The organism is Micromonospora humidisoli (genome assembly GCF_016900955.1).
Classification (GTDB): Bacteria; Actinomycetota; Actinomycetes; order Mycobacteriales; family Micromonosporaceae; genus Micromonospora; species Micromonospora wenchangensis.
In genome coordinates, this window is the sequence record NZ_JAFEUO010000004.1 from 753,579 (window position 1) to 772,030 (window position 18,452).

The 18,452-nt window shown below is 72.7% G+C and carries 14 protein-coding genes and 1 tRNA gene; 1 reads left to right on the forward strand and 14 read right to left on the reverse strand.

From position 1 onward, the window contains the following. Window positions 1-91: 91 nt before the first annotated feature. Window positions 92-164 (reverse strand) — tRNA-Asn (locus JQN84_RS18165). Between the two features lie 293 nt (window positions 165-457). Here JQN84_RS18165 and JQN84_RS18170 point away from each other — a divergent pair. Beyond that, the gene (locus JQN84_RS18170) at window positions 458-841 is read left to right on the forward strand and encodes a hypothetical protein (RefSeq protein ID WP_204959513.1); all 384 of its coding nucleotides are present in this window, start codon (window positions 458-460) and stop codon (window positions 839-841) included. A gap of 54 nt (window positions 842-895) precedes the next feature. Here JQN84_RS18170 and JQN84_RS18175 read toward each other — a convergent pair whose 3' ends face one another. The 13 genes from JQN84_RS18175 to JQN84_RS18235 all read right to left on the reverse strand — a co-directional run bounded on the left by JQN84_RS18175 (window position 896) and on the right by JQN84_RS18235 (window position 18,422). Continuing rightward, a complete protein-coding gene (locus tag JQN84_RS18175) occupies window positions 896-1,906 on the reverse strand; it encodes a sugar phosphate isomerase/epimerase family protein (protein WP_204959514.1) in 1,011 nt (336 codons plus the stop codon). Between the two features lie 452 nt (window positions 1,907-2,358). Next, window positions 2,359-4,071 (reverse strand): ThuA domain-containing protein, encoded by a 1,713-nt coding sequence (locus JQN84_RS18180; RefSeq protein ID WP_204959515.1) that lies wholly within the window; start codon window positions 4,069-4,071, stop codon window positions 2,359-2,361. Between the two features lie 65 nt (window positions 4,072-4,136). Continuing rightward, window positions 4,137-6,998 carry a carbohydrate-binding protein gene (locus JQN84_RS18185; RefSeq protein WP_204959516.1) on the reverse strand — a complete coding sequence of 954 codons (2,862 nt, stop codon included), beginning with the start codon at window positions 6,996-6,998 and terminating at the stop codon, window positions 4,137-4,139. A 430-nt stretch (window positions 6,999-7,428) separates the two neighbouring features. Then, window positions 7,429-8,496 (reverse strand): polyprenyl synthetase family protein, encoded by a 1,068-nt coding sequence (locus JQN84_RS18190; RefSeq protein WP_204959517.1) that lies wholly within the window; start codon window positions 8,494-8,496, stop codon window positions 7,429-7,431. Continuing rightward, window positions 8,493-9,935, reverse strand: coding sequence for an alkaline phosphatase family protein (locus JQN84_RS18195; RefSeq protein ID WP_204959518.1), 1,443 nt, complete (start codon window positions 9,933-9,935; stop codon window positions 8,493-8,495). The genes JQN84_RS18190 and JQN84_RS18195 overlap by 4 nt, the downstream gene beginning before the upstream one ends. Before the next feature lie 64 nt (window positions 9,936-9,999). Continuing rightward, window positions 10,000-11,208: a metabolite traffic protein EboE gene (eboE, locus tag JQN84_RS18200; protein ID WP_204959519.1), complete on the reverse strand. Its 1,209-nt coding sequence runs from the start codon at window positions 11,206-11,208 to the stop codon at window positions 10,000-10,002. Then, window positions 11,208-12,062 (reverse strand): TatD family hydrolase, encoded by an 855-nt coding sequence (locus JQN84_RS18205; RefSeq protein WP_204959520.1) that lies wholly within the window; start codon window positions 12,060-12,062, stop codon window positions 11,208-11,210. The genes eboE and JQN84_RS18205 overlap by 1 nt, the downstream gene beginning before the upstream one ends. Continuing rightward, on the reverse strand, window positions 12,063-12,665 hold the full coding sequence (locus JQN84_RS18210; RefSeq protein WP_204959521.1) for an EboA domain-containing protein: 603 nt from the start codon (window positions 12,663-12,665) through the stop codon (window positions 12,063-12,065). A 37-nt stretch (window positions 12,666-12,702) separates the two neighbouring features. Continuing rightward, window positions 12,703-13,623, reverse strand: coding sequence for a sugar phosphate isomerase/epimerase family protein (locus tag JQN84_RS18215; protein ID WP_204959522.1), 921 nt, complete (start codon window positions 13,621-13,623; stop codon window positions 12,703-12,705). Beyond that, on the reverse strand, window positions 13,620-14,534 hold the full coding sequence (locus JQN84_RS18220) for an SCO3242 family prenyltransferase (RefSeq protein WP_204959523.1): 915 nt from the start codon (window positions 14,532-14,534) through the stop codon (window positions 13,620-13,622). The genes JQN84_RS18215 and JQN84_RS18220 overlap by 4 nt, the downstream gene beginning before the upstream one ends. Further along, a complete protein-coding gene (locus tag JQN84_RS18225) occupies window positions 14,531-15,679 on the reverse strand; it encodes an inositol-3-phosphate synthase (RefSeq protein ID WP_204959524.1) in 1,149 nt (382 codons plus the stop codon). The genes JQN84_RS18220 and JQN84_RS18225 overlap by 4 nt, the downstream gene beginning before the upstream one ends. A 458-nt stretch (window positions 15,680-16,137) precedes the next feature. Then, a complete protein-coding gene (locus JQN84_RS18230) occupies window positions 16,138-17,346 on the reverse strand; it encodes a Gfo/Idh/MocA family protein (protein ID WP_239485537.1) in 1,209 nt (402 codons plus the stop codon). Window positions 17,347-17,366: 20 nt separating this feature from the next. Further along, window positions 17,367-18,422: a substrate-binding domain-containing protein gene (locus JQN84_RS18235; protein ID WP_204959525.1), complete on the reverse strand. Its 1,056-nt coding sequence runs from the start codon at window positions 18,420-18,422 to the stop codon at window positions 17,367-17,369. Between the last annotated feature and the right edge of the window lie 30 nt (window positions 18,423-18,452).

Below are 18,452 nucleotides of genomic sequence, written 5' to 3' on the forward strand. Positions count from 1 at the left end.
CGGCCCTCGTCGCGGGCGGCGGAGAAGGACGTCGGCAGCGGGATAGGAAAAGCCCGTCGGCGGGGCCGACGGGCGGGAGTGCGGGACTGGGCTCCCCCGTTTGGACTCGAACCAAAAACCTGCCGGTTAACAGCCGGCTGCTCTGCCAATTGAGCTACGGGGGACTGCTTCGTCGCGTCGTGTCGGATCTCTCCGGCGCTCGGCGACGGCACAAGAGTACAGGACTTCGGGGGGGTTCGGTCCAGGGGGTTACCGCATTCGACCGCCGCGCTACCGCCCGGAACGATCGACGCTCACAATGCGGACAATTCGTCATCCCGGCACAACCAGGTATGAGCGCGGAGCAGGATGGGTAGTTAGCTGTCGACCGAGAAAACTGTGGGGCGCGACGATGGTCGGTCCCGACCGGACACCACCGGCGGGAACGACGGGAGCGTCAGGTACGGAAGGAGCCGCCATGCGCGGAAAGATCATGTTTCTTGGCGGGCTGGCTGCGGGCTTCGTCCTGGGCGCCCGTGCCGGCCGGGAGAAGTACGAGGAGCTGGTCGTGCGGGGCCGCAAGGTGCTCGACCACCCGACCGTCCAGGAGGCCGCCGGGGTCGCCCAGGCCCAGGCCACCCGCCTGTACAGCGAGGGCAAGGACAAGCTCGGCCAGTCCAGGCTCGGCGAGAAGCTGCACACCGGCAACACCGGCAAGCCGGAGCTGACCCCCGCCGACGACGCCTTCGCCGGCACCCCGGCCACCGTCGGCGCCAAGTCGGGCGTCACCCCGACCAGCTCGACCACCACCACCCCGAAGCCCAAGGCGCCGGGCACCGGCACCAACGGCAGCACCCTCTGACCGTCCGTACGTCGTCGGGCCGGTCGCCACGTGGCGACCGGCCCGACGGGTGTCTCAGTCCTTGCCGCTGCTGAACGCCGCGTCGAACGCCGCCGTCGGGGCGTCGAACGCCAGCCGGCGGACGAACTCCAGCGCCTCCGGCGCGCCGACCAGCCGGTCCATCCCGGCGTCCTCCCACTCCACCGAGATCGGCCCGGTGTACCCGATCGCGTTCAACGCCCGGAAGCAGTCCTCCCAGGGCACGTCGCCGTGGCCGGTGGAGACGAAGTCCCAGCCGCGCCGCAGGTCGGCCCAGGGCAGGTGGGAGGCGAGCCGGCCACGCCGACCGTCCCCGGTGCGCACCTTCGCGTCCTTGCAGTCGACGTGGTAGATCCGGTCGGCGAAGTCGAAGATGAAGTTCACCGGGTCCAGCTCCTGCCACACGAAGTGCGACGGGTCCCAGTTGAGCCCGAACGCGGGCCGGTGGTCGATCGCCTCCAGCGTGCGCTTGGTGGTGTAGTAGTCGTAGGCGATCTCGCTGGGGTGCACCTCGTGGGCGAACCGCACCCCCACCTCGTCGAAGACGTCGAGGATCGGGTTCCACCGGTCGGCGAAGTCCTGGTAGCCGCGCTCGATCATCGCCGGCGGGACCGGTGGGAACATCGCCAGCGTGTGCCAGATCGACGACCCGGTGAAGCCGACCACCGTGTCCACGCCGAGTTTCGCCGCCGCACGGGCGGTGTCCTTGATCTCCTCGGCGGCCCGCTGACGTACCCCTTCGGGTTCGCCGTCGCCCCAGATCCGGGCGGGCAGGATGTCCTGGTGCCGCTCGTCGATCGGGTGGTCGCAGACGGCCTGACCCACCAGGTGGTTGGAGATCGTGAAGACCTTCAGGTTGTGCTTGGCCAGCGTCTCCTTCTTGCGTTCGACGTACGAGTCGTCGGCGAGCGCCTTGTCGACCTCGAAGTGGTCGCCCCAGCAGGCGATCTCCAGCCCGTCGTAGCCCCATTCGGAGGCGAGTCGACAGACCTCGTCGAACGGCAGGTCGGCCCACTGGCCGGTGAAGAGCGTGATCGGTCGCGCCATCGTCTGTCTCCCCTGTTGTGGTGGGGATTCCTGAGCTGACCGGGGCGAGGGGACCGGGCCGGGCCGGTACGTCGACGGCCGTGCCGGGTCACCGGTGGGTGCACACGCACCTGGGCCCAACGGGTTGCGCCTCCCGTCGGGTCACCGGCCACCCGCAGGTCGCCGCCCACCACTCTAAGCCCACCCCACCCCCCACGAAACCCCTCTTCTCACCCACCGCCCCTCGCCCACCGCCCACCCCAGCCCGCCCACACGCCCACACGCCGCCCGACGCCCGACGCCCGACGCCCGACGCCCGAACGATCAAGAGGTTTGCGTCACGACGGGCGACCCGCGTGACGCAAACCTCTTGATCACCGATGCTCAGCCCGACCGGCGGGCCGGGCGGGCCGCCGGGTGGGCGGCCCGCCGGCCGGGTGGGACAGGGCCTGGTGGGACAGGGCTGGGTGGGGTTACTGGGGGAGGGTCCACTTCTGGTTGGGGGCGGAGGAGTTGCAGGTCCAGAGGAGGACCACGGTGTTGTCAGCCGAGTTGTTGCCGTTGACGTCCAGACACTTGCCCGAGGCGGGGTTGCGCAGGGTGCCGTCGGACTGGGACGACCAGACCTGCGGGCTGCCGCCGGTGCAGGTCCACAGCTGGATCTTCGTACCGTTGGCGGTGCCGCCACCCGACACGTCCAGGCACTTGCCCAACGCCTTGATCGGGCCGTTCGGGGTCACCGTCCAGGTCTGCCGGGCGCTGCCGTTGCAGGTGAAGATCTGGATCTGGGTGCCGTCGGCGGTGGCGCCGTTGCGCACGTCCAGGCACTTGCCGGCCAGCCCCTTGATCGGGCCGGTGCCGGGGGTCGGCGTGGTGCCGCCCAACTCCTTGATCCGGATGTTGCGGAACGAGGCGTCGTCACCGTCGCCGTGGTTCTGGATGCCGATGTGACCGGCGAGCGAGCGGACCGGGTTGGTGTTGGTGAAGTCGTTGATCTTCGCGCCGTTGAGGAAGACCTGGAGCCGTTCCCCCTCGACCAGCAGTTCGTAGGTGTTCCACTCCCCCGGCGGGTTCAGCGCCGCGTCCCGGGCCGCCTGGTCGGCGGCCTGGAACGAGTAGACCGAGCCGGTGGTCCGGTCGACCGTGTCGGTGGCGTCGATCTGCACCTCGTAGCCGTTGTCCATCGCCGAGTTCGGGTCGCTCGACGGCGGGAAGCCGATCAGGACGCCCGAGTTGTCGTCGCCGTCCACCTTCCAGTCCAGCTTCAGCGAGTAGCTGGTGAACTGCTTCGCGCTGTACCAGAGCATGCCCAGCCCACCGACGGAGCTGAGGGTGGCGTTGGCGTTGGTGAAGCTGCCCGGCCCGGCCTGCGACCAGCCGTTAATGGAGCCGTTGTAGAGCGCGGTGTAGCCGGTCTCCGGCCGGCAGTCGGCCTTCGTCCGGCCGGCCGCGTACCGGATGCCGCCGAGCAGGTGGGCCCGGAACGCCGGCTCGGAGTACGCCGACTGGTTGTGCCCGGCGCCGGTGTAGAACGACCGGCCGCCGTTGTACGTCTTGCACCACACGTGCGGGTGGTCGGCCCCCATCCCACCCCCCGAGTACGACGACTCGTCGAGGTTGGCCAGCACGTGCGCGGTGGAGCGGGCGTTGGTGCGGAAGTTGTACCACTCGTCGGTGCGCTGCCAGGTCGGGCCGAGGTGGGCGGTGGCCGCGTGTGCGCGGTCCTCCACCCGGACGGTGGCCTGCTGGATGGCCGGGTGGGAGGCGAACCACGCCCCGACCAGGTTGCCGTAGAACGGCCAGTCGTACTCGGTGTCGGCGGCGGAGTGCACCCCGACGTACCCGCCACCGGCGGCGATGTACGACTCGAAGGCGCTCTGCTGGCTGGCGTTGAGCACGTCGCCCGTGGTGTTGAGGAAGATCACCGCCTCGAACCGGGCGAGGTTGGCGGCGGTGAACTGGCCACCGTCCTCGGTGGCGGTGACGGTGAAGTTGTTGGCCGCGCCCAGGTCACGGATGGCCTGGGTGCCGACCGCGATGGAGTCGTGCCGGAAGCCTGCGGTCTTGGAGAAGACCAGCACGTCGTAGGCGGCGTCGGCGGCGGTCGCGGGGGTGGCCGGGGCGGTACAGGCGAGGGCGGCGAGGACGGCGGTGGCCGCGCCGAGGAGGGGCCGGAAAAGTCTCATGTCGTGCTCCAGTACGCCGGGGGCGCGGGACCGGACGGGGCCGGTCCCGCGCCCGTCAGGTCAGGTCAGGGCAGGGTCCACTTCTGGTTCGCGGCGGCGCTACAGGTCCACAGCAGGACCACGGTGCTGTCGGCCGAGCTGTTCCCGGAGACGTCCAGGCACTTGCCCGAGGCGGGGTTGCGCAGGGTCCCGTCGGACTGCGCCGACCAGACCTGCGGGCTGCCGCCGGTGCAGGTCCACAGCTGGATCTTGGTACCGTTGGCGGTGCCGCCGCCGTTGACGTCCAGGCACTTGCCCAGCGCCTTGATCGGGCCGTTCGGGGTGACCGTCCAGGTCTGCCCGGCCCCACCGTTGCAGGTGAAGATCTGCACCTGGGTGCCGTCGGCGGTGGCCGCGTTACGCACGTCCAGGCACTTGCCGCCCAGCCCCTTGATCGGCCCGGTGCCGTTGGTCGGCGGTGGGACGGTGCCGGTGTTGAGGGTGAACGCGTCCAGGTCGTAGAGCAGCCCGCTGCCACCGGCGAAGGTCAGGTAGAGCGTGGTGGTGCCGGTGGGTGCGCCGGACACCGTGCCGGTGACGGTGGTGAAGGTTTCCCAGCCGCCGGTGACCGGAACGCTGGCCTGTCCGAGCACGGTGCCGGTGGGCGAGCCGGCGCGGATCTGGAGGGTGCCGCCGGCGCCGGCCGAGGAGACCCGCGCGGTGAACGAGGTGACGTTGCCGATCTGGTACGGGGAGAACCCGATCCATTCCCCGTTCTCGATGTTGCCGACGGTCTTGCCGCCCTCGGCGGGGGTCTTGTCGTAGAGGGTCACGCCGGACGAGGTCTTGAAGTGCTCGGCCTGCCGGTGCCGGGGCTGAAGGGTGTGCTGGGTGTGCGTGGTGAGGCCACCGGCGTCGGTGTACTCGGCGTCGAAGATCGCGAAGATGTTCGCCGCGTCGTCGTGCTCGCCGTCGACCGGGATGGTGATCGTGCCGGAGCAGCCGTTGACCGAGGAGATCTGGTGACCGTGCTGGTCGTGGCCGAGCACGTAGGTCATCCTGACCTTGGTGCAGTCGACGGTGCCGTCCTCGGGGTCGGTGACGGTGATGCTGAACGGCACGGTGTCACCGAAGGAGAACAGCGAGCCGTCGACCGGACCGGTGATGGTGACCGTCGGGGCGGTGTTGCCGACGTTGACCGTCACGCTGTTCGTGCCGGTCGCCCCCTGCGGGTCCCGCACGGTGAGCGTCGCGGTGTACGAGCCGTCGGTGGTGTACGTCTTCGTCGGGTTGGCCGCCGTGGAGGTGGTGCCGTCGCCGAACGCCCACGAGTAGGTCAGCGCCCCGCCCTCGGGGTCGGCGGATCCGGCCGAGGAGAAGTTCACGGTCAGCGGTGCGGGGCCGGAGGTCCGGTCGGCGCTCGCCCGGGCGGCCGGCGCCCGGTTGCCGACACCGACGTAGTCGAAGCGGTACAGGGCCGAGTTGGCGTCACCGTTGTAGTAGCCGGTGCCGTAGTCGAGCAGGTAGTACGCCCCGTCGGGGCCGAACGCGGAGTCCATCACCTGCTTGCCCACCCAGGGGAAGCTGTCGATGGTGCCGGGCGACCCGTCGGCGTTGACGTGGATCGGCTTGACCCAGCCCCGACCGAACTCGGTGGCGAAGAACTGCCCGTCGAAGCTCTGCGGGAACTTCGTCGCCGAGGGGTTGTTCGGGTCGTACCGGTAGACCGGGCCGGCGGCCGGCGACTCGGAGCCGCTGCCGAACGCGGCCGGGCTGCCGGCGTCGCCGCCGTACCGGATCCAGGAGGGCTTGGCCGGCGGGAGGGTGGTCAGACCGGTGTTGCGGAACGAGTTGTTGGTCGGCCCGCCGGTGCAGTTGTATTTCGGGCCGGTCGAGTTGGTGGCGAAGTTCCACTCGTTGTACGTCTCGGACGTGGTGTTGGTGCCGGTGCAGTACGGCCAGCCGTAGTTGCCGGGGCCGGTGACCCGGTTGAACTCGACCTGGCCGGAGGGGCCCCGGTTGGCGTTGGTGCTGCCGGCGTCCGGGCCGTAGTCGCCGACGTAGACGACGCCGGTGGCCTTGTCGACGCTGATCCGGAACGGGTTGCGGAAACCCATCGCGTAGATCTCGGGGCGGGTCTTCGCGGTGCCGGGCGGGAACAGGTTCCCACTCGGGATCGAGTACGTCCCGTCGGGGTTCATCTTGATCCGCAGGAGCTTGCCGCGCAGGTCGTTGGTGTTGCCGGCACCACGCTGGGAGTCGTACGCGGGGTTGCGGTTGGTCCGTTCGTCAAGCGGCGAGTAGCCGGCGGAGTCGAAGGGGTTGCTGTCGTCGCCGGTGGACAGGTAGAGGTTCCCGGCGGCGTCGAAGTCCATGTCGCTGCCGACGTGGCAGCAGATGCCCCGGTCGGTCCCGACGTCCAGCACGTCGACCTTGCTGGACATGTTGATGGTGAAGTCGGCGTTCAGGGTGAACCGGGACAGCCGGTTGACGCCCTGCCAGGCCGACCAGTTGCTGCCGGTGGCGGGTGCGTCGCCGCCGGGGGTGGACAGCGGCGGCGCGTAGAAGAGGAAGATGTGCCGGTTGGTGGCGAAGTCCGGGTCGACCCCGAGGCTCTGCAACCCCTCCTCGTCGTGGGTGTAGACGGGGATGGTGCCGATCACCCGGGTCACGCCGGCGGAGTCGGTACGACGCACGGTGCCGTTGCGGGCGGTGTGCAGCACGGACCGGTCCGGCAGCACGGCGAGCGACATCGGCTCGCCCATCTCGTTGACGCCCCGGGCCAGCTCGACCTGCTGGAAGTCGCTGGCGTTGATGGTGTGTGCGGCGGCCGGGGCGGGTGGGCCGGTGGTCGCGGCGACCGTGCCGGCGGTGACGGCCAGCAGCAGCACGGCCGCTGAGGGTAGCCACCGTCGGGATCGGTGACCTGTGTAGTCCTTTGTGGACATTGGAGGATTGTCCCTTCCTGACGGATCACGGCCAGGGCGGGACGCGTGCCGCCGCGCCGGATGCCGGGTGGTGGGGTGGAGTGGTGGGGTGTGGCAGGGCAGGCAGGGCGGCCGGGGACACCCCGGCCGGTCCGAACCCTCGGCCGGGGCGCGAACCGCCCAGCGGAAGGTCGCTCGCCGAGGGGTTACCGCGCCGCCGGTTCACCTTGACGAAACATGCCCGTGATGCCACAAACATTAATGGTGACCTATATCAATGTCCATACCCTCTGCCCACCGGTGTGGGTTTTCATCAGATGAAGACCCCACCCCGGCCACCCGACACCCGCACGGGAACCCACATACATCTGATGAAAGACCGGCCGCCGTGCCGGCCCCGCCGCGCCGGGGTGCCCACCCCGCACCGCCGCAGGGGCCGGGGCGGGACGGCTCAGTGCTGCCGGTGCACGGCCTGGTCGGCCAGGGCGGCCAGCGCGGCACGGGCCGGCTCCGCCAGCGGCACCTGGCCGAGCGCCACCCGGGCGGCATCGGCCCGGACCCGGATCAACCGCTCGATCTTCTCCCGCGCCCCGGTCGCCTCGATGATCGTCCGCAGCTCGGCGGCGCCCGCCGCGTCCAGTTCCGGATTGCCGAACAGGTCCCGCAGCCGGGCGGCCTGGGCCCGGTCGGCGGCGTCGCGGGCCATCGCCATCATCACCGTCGGCTTGCCCTCCCGCAGGTCATCCAGGATCGACTTCCCGGTCACCGCCGGATCACCGAAGACACCCAGCACGTCGTCGCGGAGCTGGAACGCGTCACCCAACGGATCACCGAAGTCGACGAGCGCCGCGATCAGCTCCGCCGGGGCCCCGGCCAGCGCCGCACCGATCTGCAACGGCCGGGTCACCGTGTACCGGGCCGCCTTCATCCGGATCACCGTCAGCGCGCTGGCCACCGAGCCGTCCCCGACCCCGGAGACCAGGTCCAGGTACTCCCCCGCGATCACCTCGGTACGCATCCGGGCGAAGACCCGGTAGCCCTGCCAGATCTGCGCGGAGGTCATCCCGCACTCGTGGAACATCTGATCCGACCAGGCCGCGCAGAGGTCCCCGCAGAGCAGCGCGGTGTTGCGGCCGTACGTCTCCGGGTCGCCGCGCCACGCCGAGCGGGTGTGCAGCTCGGCGAAGACCCGGTGCACCGACGGCGCACCCCGGCGGTGGTCGCTGCCGTCGAGGATATCGTCGTGGATCAGCGCGAACGCGTGGAACAGCTCCAACGCCGCCGCCGCCACCACGATCGGGCGGTCGTCCACGCCCCCGGCCCCCCGCCAGCCCCAGTAGCAGAACAGCGGACGCAGCCGCTTCCCGCCGGCCAGCACGAACCGGTGCAGGGCGGTGAAGATGCCGCGCGGGGCACCGTCCGGCCAGTCCGGGCCCTGCCGGTCGAGGAACGCCACCAGCTCGGCGTCGAAGCGGGTACGCAGCTCACTGGCGTCGGTCGGGGCTGCGGTGAGCGTCACCGCCGCTCCCCCGCGCCCGGCGGGCCGGTCGGGGCCGCGGCCGCCCCGTCGGCACCGGCACCCAGCCCGGCCAGCTCCAGCAGCAGTGCCTTGACCTCGGTCGCGGCGAAGGTGTCCCGGGCCAGCGACGGGTCGGAGCAGAGCAGCACCGGGCCGTCCGCCGGGTCGGCCGGCAACCGGCCGTGCGAACCGCGCACCGCCCGCGCCCCGGCGTCCAGACCGACCACGCTCATCAGGTAGCGCATGCCGAGCTTCTTACGGGCCAGCGCCACCCCCGCCCGCCGCTTCGCCGCACCCGGCGCGGCCGGGTCGAAGAACAGCTCCGCCGGGTCGTACCCGGGCTTGCGGTGGATCTCGACGTTGCGGGCGAAGTCCGGGGCGCGGGCATCGTCGAGCCAGTAGTAGTAGGTGAACCAGGAGTCCGGCTCGGCCACCAGCACCAGCTCACCGGCCCGCTCGTGGTCCAGCCCGGCCGCCGCCTTGCCCTCGGCGTCGAGCACCTCGGCCACCCCGGGCAGCCCGGCGCAGAGCTTCGCCACCGCCGCCACGTCCGCCGGGTCCTTCACGTAGACGTGGGCGACCTGGTGGTCGGCCACGGCGAACGCCCGCGACGTCCACGGGTCCAGGTACTCCATGCCATCCTGGGTGTAGACCCGCAGCAGCCCCTCGGCACGCAGCAGCCGGTTGACGTCCACCGGGCGGGAGACGTCGGTGATGCCGTACTCGGACAGCGCCACCACCGTCGCGTCGGCGGCCCGCGCGGCGTCCAGCAGCGGGGCGAGCACCGCGTCCAGCTCCGCCGCGGCGGCGGCGGCCCGGGGCGAGGACGGGCCGAAGCGTTGCAGGTCGTAGTCGAGGTGCGGGACGTAGACCAGGGTCAGGTCGGGGGCGTGGTCGGCGAGGATCCGCTCGGCCGCCCGGCAGATCCACCGGGACGACGGCAGCCCGGCACCCGGCCCCCAGTAGGTGAACAGCGGGAAGGTGCCCAGCGCGTCGGTGAGCGTGTCGTGCAGCTCCGGCGGGTCGGTCCAGCAGTCCGGTTCCTTGCGCCCGTCGGCGTAGTAGATCGGGCGGGGCGTGACCGTCCAGTCGACGTCCGCGCCCATCGCGTACCACCAGCAGACGTTGGCCACCGTGTAGCCGGGCTCGACCCGACGGGCCGCCTGCCACACCTTCTCCCCACCGACCAGCGCGTGGTGCTGCCGCCACAGCAGCACCTCACCGAGGTCGCGGAAGTACCAGCCGTTGCCGACGATGCCGTGCCCGGACGGCTGCTCACCGGTCAGCAGGGTGGCCTGCGCCGAGCAGGTGACCGCCGGCAGCACGGTGCCCAGTCCGGCGGAGAAGCCCTGCTCGGCGACGGCGCGCAGCCGGGGCATGTGGGCCAGCAGCCGGGGGGTCAGGCCGACCACGTCCAGCACCACCAGCCGGCGGCTCATGCCGACACCCCGCTGCGTCCGGCGCGGCGGTGGCGCCTCGTCGTACCGGGTCGCTGGCGCTCGCTCATCGTGGTACTCCCAGGGTCGTCGGGACGGCTCGCCCGGCCGGGGTGAGGCCGAGGGTGACCAGTTCGTCGCGGGCGAACGCGAGTTCGGCGGCAATGCCCACGGCCAGTTCCGCGTCGGTGCGGGGCCGCCGCGCCGCCGGCAGCACCCCCCACGTGTACGTCTCGACGTCCAGGTGGTCGCAACCGGCCGTCGGGCCGGCGAGCAGCGCGGCCAACGCGGCGCGCAGCACCGGCAGGGTGGAGGTCAGCGGCGGCTCGGGTGGGGCGTGCAGCGGCACGTGGTAGTGCACCCGCCAGGCCCCGGGCAGCCGCGCGGCCAGCGCCTCGTCCAGGTCGTCGGCCGCGTACGCCGGATCGGCCGGATCGGCGGCGTGGGCGCAGCCTGCGGTGCGGGTCTGGTGCAGGAACCTCGGCTCCACCCAGCGGCCCAGCGCCTCGGCGTCGGCGACCGGGTCGGCCGACTCCAGGGCGGCGGAGACCTGCACCTTGACCACCGGCAGCCCGGCGGCGCGCAGCCGGGCCAGCGCCGCGACGGGCTCCTCCCAGGCGCAGGCGAGGTGGGCCAGGTCGAGACAGATCCCGAGCCGGTCCGGGTCCAGGTCGGTCAGGAGCGCGGCGGCCTGCCCGCTGCTCTCCACCACGCAACCCGGTTCGGGTTCGAAACCGACCCGCACCACCCGGCCGGTGTCCCGTTCCACCTCGGCCAGGCCGGTCGTGAGCGCGTCGAGCCGGCGACGGGACGCCTCGGCGTGCGCCGCGTCCCAGGGGTGTCGCCAGGCCAGCGGCAGGGTGGAGACCGAACCCCGGGCCGCGTCGTCGGGGAGCAGGTCGGCCAGGATCCGGGCCAGGTCGAGGGTGTAACGCAGCCGCTGCCCGGTGGTCCAGTCCGGGTGGTACACCGCGCCCTTGACCACCGGGGCCTGGAAGGCCGCGTACGGGAAGCCGTTGAGGGTGACCACCTCCAGCCCCCGGTGGGTCAGCTCGGCGCGCAGCCGGCGACGGGCGGCCGGGTCGGCGGCCAGTTCGGCGGCGACCGGGGCGGCCAACCACAGCCCCAGGCCGAGCAGGTCCGCGCCGAGCGCCTCCCGCACCGGCAGGGCGTACGTGTCGAGTTGGGCGAGGATGCCGGCAGTGTCCTCGGCCGGGTGCACGTTGGTGCAGTAGCCGAGGTGGACGGTGCTGCCGTCGGCGTGCCGCAGCCGCATCAGTCGCCGCCGCGCAGGATGGAGTTGCCCTCGAAGGTGCCGCTGGCCGGGGTGTCCAGGTCGGTCAGGTCGAGCCGGCCGGATTGCCCGTAGAACTCCACCGGGTTGCGCCAGAGCACCAGGTCGACGTCGTCGTCGGTGAATCCGGCGGCCAGCATCGCCTCGCCGGTGGCCCGGGTGAGCAGCGGGTCGGAGCGGCCCCAGTCGGCGGCCGAGTTGACCAGCATCCGCTCGGTGCCGTACGTGCGCAGCAGCTCCACCATCCGCGGCGGCGACATCTTGGTGTCGGGGTAGATGGAGAAGCCCAGCCAGCAGCCGCTGTCCCGGGCCAGTTTCACGGTCACCTCGTTGAGGTGGTCCAGGGCCACCCGGCCCGGCGCGATGCCGCTCTCGGCGACCACCGCCAGGCTCCGCTCGACGCCGCGCGCCTTGTCCCGGTGCGGGGTGTGCACCAGGGCCGGCAGGTCGTGGTCGACGGCCAGGGCGAGCTGGGTGGCGAACGCCTCGTCCTCGGCCGGGGTCATGTCGTCGTAGCCGATCTCGCCGACCGCGACCACGGCGTCCTTCTCCAGGTAGCGGGGCAGCAGGTCGAGCACGGGCCGGCAGCGGGGGTCGTTGGCCTCCTTCGGGTTCAGCGCCACGGTGGCGTGGTGCCGGACGCCGAACTGGCCGGCCCGGAACGGTTCCCAGCCGATCAGCGAGTCGAAGTAGTCGGCGAACGAGGCGGCGCTGGTGCGCGGCTGCCCCAGCCAGAAGGCCGGCTCGACCACGGCGCGGACCCCGGCGGCGGCCATCCGCTCGTAGTCGTCGGTGGTCCGCGACGTCATGTGGATGTGGGGGTCGAAGATGCGCATTCACGCCTCCCTGATGGTGAGCCGGTCGAGCAATGCGGTGGCGTCGGCGGGGAGCTGCCGGCCGGCGGCGTGCCGTTCCGCGGCGAGCGCGGCGAGCATGGTGGCCAGTTCCCCGTCGGCCCGGTCGTCCAGGTCGGCGACGACGGCCAGCGGGACCCCGATGAAGACGCACTTGAGCACCGCCTGCCGCCAGGCGTCGGCGGCCAGGTGCCGGGCGTACGGGCCGAGCGCGGCGGCGACCAGCCGGGTGTCGTTGGTGCGGATCGCGTCGTGCAGCAGCGGCACCCCGGCGTCGTCGATCGGCAGCAGCGGCAGGGCCTTGAGCACGGCCCGCTTCTCGGCGGCGTCGCCGTACCGGTAGACCTGCTCGACCTGCCCGGCGGCCCGGTCGGCGGGCAGCGCGACCAGCAGCAGCGCGCGGGCCGCCTCGTCGGCGCTCCAGCCGGGGGCGTCGGGCAGGTCGTGCCGGCCGCACCGGCGGGCGGCGGCCGGGAAGTACCGCGCGACCGTGTCGGGCTCGGCCGCGACGTGCCGCAGCGCGGTGTCCAGCCAGTCGGGACCGGGTGCGCCCGCCAGCGCGGCCCGCAGTCGATCAGGTGTCATCCGTCTTCCCTCCCCAGGTACGTTCGGTCGGCGGTGGTCAGTCCGCCCCGGTGGTGCCGGCGGGCACGGGTGGCGTGTCCACCGCGAGACCGGCCTGCCGGGCGGCGGTACGCAGGAAGTCCAGCGACCGGGCGGCCACGGTGGGCGCGGCGTGCGAGTGCCGGGGCAGCTCCACGGCGACGAGTCCCCGGTAGCCGCCGTCGGCCAGGGCCCGCAGCACCGGCGGGAAGTCGATCTCGCCGGTGCCGAACTCCAGGTGTTCGTGCACGCCCCGGCGCATGTCGTCGATCTGCACGTTGACCAGGTGCTCGGCCACCTGGCGTACGCAGTCGGGCACGGTTGCCGACTCCAGGCAGCGGCAGTGTCCGATGTCGAGGGTGATGCCGAAGCGGGCCGGCTCGCCGAGGGCCCGGTGCAGCCACCGCCAGCCGGCGATGTCCTCGACCAGCATCCCCGGTTCCGGTTCGAAGCCCAGGGTCACCCCGGCCCGGTCGGCGGCGGCCACCACCGTGGCGCAGCCGGCGACCAGCCGGTCCCGGGCCACCTCCACCGGGACGTGGCCGGGCCGGACCCCGGCCCAGAACGAGACCGCCTCAGCGCCGAGGTCCGCGCCGACCCGCACCGCCCGCTCCAGGAAGTCGATCCGGCCGGCCGCCTCGTCGTGCAGCAGCGTCGGGGCGTGCTTGCGCCACGGGTCGAGCAGGTAGCGGGCACCGGTCTCGACCACCACGCCGAGGCCCAGCGCGGCCAGCCGGTGCGCCACCGCGTCGACCCGACGGGCCAGCCCCGGCGCGTACGGGTCGAGGTGGTCGTGGTCGAGGGTCAGCGCGACCCCCTCGTAGCCGAGGTCGGCCAGCACGGTCAGGGCGTCGTCGAGCCGGTGGTTGGCGAACCCGTTGGTGCCGTAGCCGAACCGCAGCCGCTGCCCGGGCGTGGTGGTGGGCGGTGGGGTGGTCATGTCGGGGAGAGCTTCCGGGCCAACCGGCCGCCCAGCGGCGCGGCAAGCGCGACCAGCGCGCCGACCAGCCCGGCGCCGGCCCGGGCGGTGAGTGCGCCCTGCAGCGAGGGCAGCCCGGTGATGCCGGCCCCGACGGCGGCCCGGACCCGGCCGGCGGTGGGCTCGGCGGCGACCCGGGCCTGCGCGCCGCCGTACCGGGCGACGTACCAGCCGGCCAGGCCGACCGGCAGCGCGGCGGCGACCATCCCGGCCAGGGGACGCGGGGCCGGCTCGGCGGCCCGGGGGCGCGGGGAGGCGGCGGCGCGGCGGGGCAGGGTGGTGGCGGCCAGCGCGACCAGGGCGGTGCCGGCGAGGGTACGTCGGGGCAGCGCCGCGTCGGCGCCGCTGACCTCACGTCGGGACAGGGCGGTGACCGTCCAGGTGTGCGCGGCGACGGTGAGCGCCGCCGGCAGCGCCCGCACCGGCCGGCCGGGGGACGCGCCGAGCAGCACGTCCAGCCCCCGACAGGCGGCCATCACGGCGGGACCGGCGGCGGTGTTCTTCGCCGCCAGGTCGTACCCCCAGATGGTGGCGGCGAGCGGGAGCGCGACGGCCGCGGCCCGACGACCGCCCACGGCGGCGGCCAGGCCCAGGCCGGCGGCGGTGAGCCCGGCGGCGACCCCGGCGGCGGCGGCCGGGCTGATCCGGCCGCTCGGGATGGGCCGTTCCGGGCGTTCCTCGGCGTCCAGCCCCCGGTCGGCCCAGTCGTTGGCGGCCATCCCGGCCCAGTAGAGCAGCACCGACGCGCCGGCCAGCCCGGCGGTACGCGGGCCGAGCACCCCGGCCGCCGCCGCCCCGGCCACCAGGTCACCCGGTACGGACAGCGCGGCCGGCGCCCGGACCAGCTCAGCCAGGTCGGCCAGGCTGGTCACCCGGCACCGCCGGCGTGCAGCTCGCTGGCGAAGTCGACGAGCCGCTGCCACTGCGCGCTCAGCGAGTGGGTGGGCGAGTCGATCGGGTCCTTGAAGAAGAACGCCAGCTCGGGCAGGGGGCCGACCCGGCCGGCGGCGTGCGCGGCGGCGGTGAGTCGGGCCAGGTCGAGCACCAGCGGGGCGGCCAGCGCGGAGTCGCAGCCGTGCCAGGTGAACTCCATCCGCATTCCGGTGCCGAGGAACCCGGCGAAGGTGATCAGATCCCAGGCGGTCTTGAAGTCGCCGAGGTCCTCGACGTAGTCGATGCGGGTGCCACCCTGCGGCACGTAGCCGAGGGTCTCGCCGAGGACCCGCTGCTTGCTGTCCACCTTGGCGGCGTTGGCGCCCGGCTCGGCCAGGGTCGCCCCGTCGCCGCCGCCGAGCAGGTTGACCCCGGACCAGGACCGCACCGCCAGGTTCCGCATCGCGAACATCGGGGCGAGCACCGACTTGACCAGGGTCTCCCCGGTCTTGCCGTCGTGCCCGGCGTACGGCAGGCCGCGCTGGGCGGCCAGCGCCGCGAGCGCCGGCAGGCGCAGCCCGGTGGACGGGGTGAAGTCGACGTACGGGCAGCCCGCCTCGACGGCCGCGTACGCGTAGAGCGAGCTGGGCGGCAGCACCTCGTCGGGGCCGGCGAGGGCGGCCCGCAGGGCGTCCGGGTCGGCGTGGCCGGGGTGCGCGGCGGGGGCGGGTTCGGTGGCCGAGACGTTGACCACCACCACCCGGTCCAGCCGGTGCCGGTCGCGGAACGCGGTCAGCTCGGCGGCGATGGCGGCGGCCCGGTCGGCCTGGCTGCCGCCGGTGGGCGCGGGCCGCAGGTCCTCCTCGACGGCGGTCAGGTCGGCGGTGAGCGCGGTGGCCAGCCGGCCGGGCAGCACCCCGGCGGCGGCGAGTGCCTCGGCCCGCTTGGTCAGCGGGGTGGTGGCCACGTCGTGACCGCCGAAGACCAGGTCGGCGAAGGTGGGCAGGGCGGGCCCGCGCAGGTCGGGCAGTTCGGTGACGCAGCCGGTGGGACCGGTGAGACCGGCCCGCAGGGCGAGGCCCCCGACGATGGCGGTGGTCGCGACGGAACCGCGCGCTCCCACCAGCCAGACACCCGTTCTCATGGTGCTCCCTCCGTCGGGTGGAAACGCTCTGTCGGTGAAGTGGTACGGGTGGGCGCGGGGTGGCCCCGCCCGCCCGCCGTGCGGGATGGCACCGGGCGCGGCGACGATGTCGGCGGCATCGTCTCCGCATCCGGTTCCCGTACGGCGTGCGGACGGGGCTGGTAGGCAGGGCCGGTTCGGCGTCTCGGCCCTGCCTCCCCGCATCCGGCCGACGGCGGCGGCGCGCCTCCGGCCGGACGACTGTGGTCGGTGATCCGGTTTATCGAATCACGCTCATCTATGTTCTAACAGGCGGCCCTCCGGTGCGACCGGGGAATCCCGGTCCGGCCGCACCGGACGGCCGACGTGCGCGTGCCCCGGGCCGACGGCCCGACGCACACCCTCCGGCACCGACCCCGGCCCGGCCGCGGGGCGCAACCGCGGCCGGTCCCTCGCCGGTCGGCGACGGAGGTGGCTGGTCAGACGGCGAGCGCGGCCAGGGCCGGCTCGACGTCGGTCCACTGGGAACCGCACTCCGCCGAACGGGTCACCGCATCCAGCACGAGCTGTACCTGCAACGCGTCGGCGAACGACGGGGTCGGGTCGACGCCGGTGGCGACCGCCTCGACGAAGTCGCGCATCTCGTGCGTGAAGGAGTGCTCGTAGCCGATGATGTGCCCCGGCGGCCACCAGGCCGCCATGTACGGGTGCTCGGCCTCGGTGACCAGGATGCGGGCGAACCCCTGCTCGGCCGTCGGCCGGGTGGCGTCGTAGAACTCCAGCTCGTTGAGGCGTTCCAGGTCGAACACCACCGAACCGAGCGAACCGTTGATCTCCACCCGGAGGGCGTTCTTGCGGCCGGTGGCGAACCGGGTCGCCTCGTACGTGGCCAGTGCCCCGTCGTCGAGGCGGGCCACGAAGATCGCGGCGTCGTCGACGGTGACCGTGCCGGTCGCCGTGGCGTCGCCGTCGACCTCGGCGGCCAGGCCGCTGGACGCGCCCGGCAGCGGACGCTCCTTGACGAACGTCTCGGTCACGGCGCTGACCCCGGTGATCCGTTGCCCGGTCACGTACTGGGTCAGGTCGATGATGTGCGCCCCGATGTCGCCGAGGGCACCGGAGCCCGCCTTGTCCTTCTCCAGCCTCCAGACCAGGGGGAACTGCGGATCGACGATCCAGTCCTGCAGGTACGTCGCACGGACGTGCCGGATCGTCCCCAGCCGTCCTTCGGCGACGAGCTGTCGCATCAGGGCGACGGCGGGCACCCGGCGGTAGTTGAACCCGCACATGGACCGGACCCCGGCGGCTGCCGCGGTGGCTGCGGCGGCGGTCATCGCCCGCGCCTCGTCCACCGTGTTGGCCAGCGGTTTCTCGCAGATCACGTGCTTGCCGGCGGCGAGCGCGGCGAGGGCGATCTCGGCGTGGCTGTCACCTGGTGTGCAGATGTCGACCACGTCGATGTCGTCCGAGTTGACCAGGGCACGCCAGTCGGTGGTGTGCGCGTCCCAGCCCAGCCGGTCGGCTGCCTCGGCGACCTTCGCGGCGTCCCGGCCGCAGATCTTCGCCATCCGAACCCGGGCGGGCAGGTCGTACACCCGGTTCACGGTGCGCCACGCCTGTGAGTGCGCGGCGCCCATGAACGAGTACCCGATCATGCCGATCCGGAGTTCGCTGTCGTGAGTGGACAAGGTGGGTCTCCCCCCGTGTATCAGAACCCGAGCTTGAGGTAGTTGCTCGCGTTCTCCTTGGTGATCGTCTCCGAGGCGAGCACGATCTCCTTGGGCACCTGGAGTTCCACCAGGTCGGACATGCCCTTGCCCTGGGCGATGAGACGCGCCAGGGAGATGGCCGAGGAAGCCATCGACGGGCTGTAGGTCACGGTCGCCTTGAGCACCGTGTTGTCGGCCTGGATGTCCTCCATGGCCTTCTTCGAGCCGGCGCCGCCGACCATGAAGAACTCCTTGCGGTTGGCCTGGTTGACCGCGGCCAGGACACCGATGCCCTGGTCGTCATCGTGGTTCCAGACCGCGTCGATCTTCGGCAGGGCCTGGAACAGGCCGGTGGCCGCCTGCTGGCCGGAGTCGGCGGTGAACTCGGCCGGCCGCCGGTTGGCCACCTTGAACCCGGCCGTGGCCAGGGTGTCGGCGAAGCCCTTGGACCGCTGCTGGGTCAGCTCCAGCGAGTCGATGCCGGGGATCTCACCGATGATCGGGTTGCTGACGCCCTTGGCCTTGAGCTGCGCCACGATGAAGTTCGCGGCGGCCACGCCCATGCCGTAGTTGTCACCCATGATCTGCAGCCGGTAGGCCAGCGCGTCCGGGAACGCCCGGTCCAGGTTGACCACCGGGATGCCGGCCTTCATCGCCTCCAGGCCGAACGCGTTGAGCTCCTTGCCGTCGTGCGGCAGCACCACGATGACGTCAGGCTTCTGGGCGACCAGGGTGGACAGCGCCGCCCGCTGGGCCGCCGCGTCCGCGCCGGCCTCGACGGTCTTGAAGTCCACGTCCGAGTACGCGCCGGCCTGCGCCTTGGCGTTGTTGGTGATGGCGGCGATCCAGCCGTGGTCGGCGGCGGGGGCGGAGAAACCGATGGTGACCTTCTTGCCGGGGGCGGCGTTGCCGCCGTCGGCGTTGTCGGCCGCCTTGGTCTGCGCCGCGGTCGGTGTGGACTCGTTGCTGGTGCAACCGGCGAGGAGCACACCGGCGCCGACCGCCGCGCCGCCGAAGAGCAACCGGCGACGGGACAGGTCACGGGGCTGGGTCATGACGACCTCCAGGAAATGACGGATGGTGGG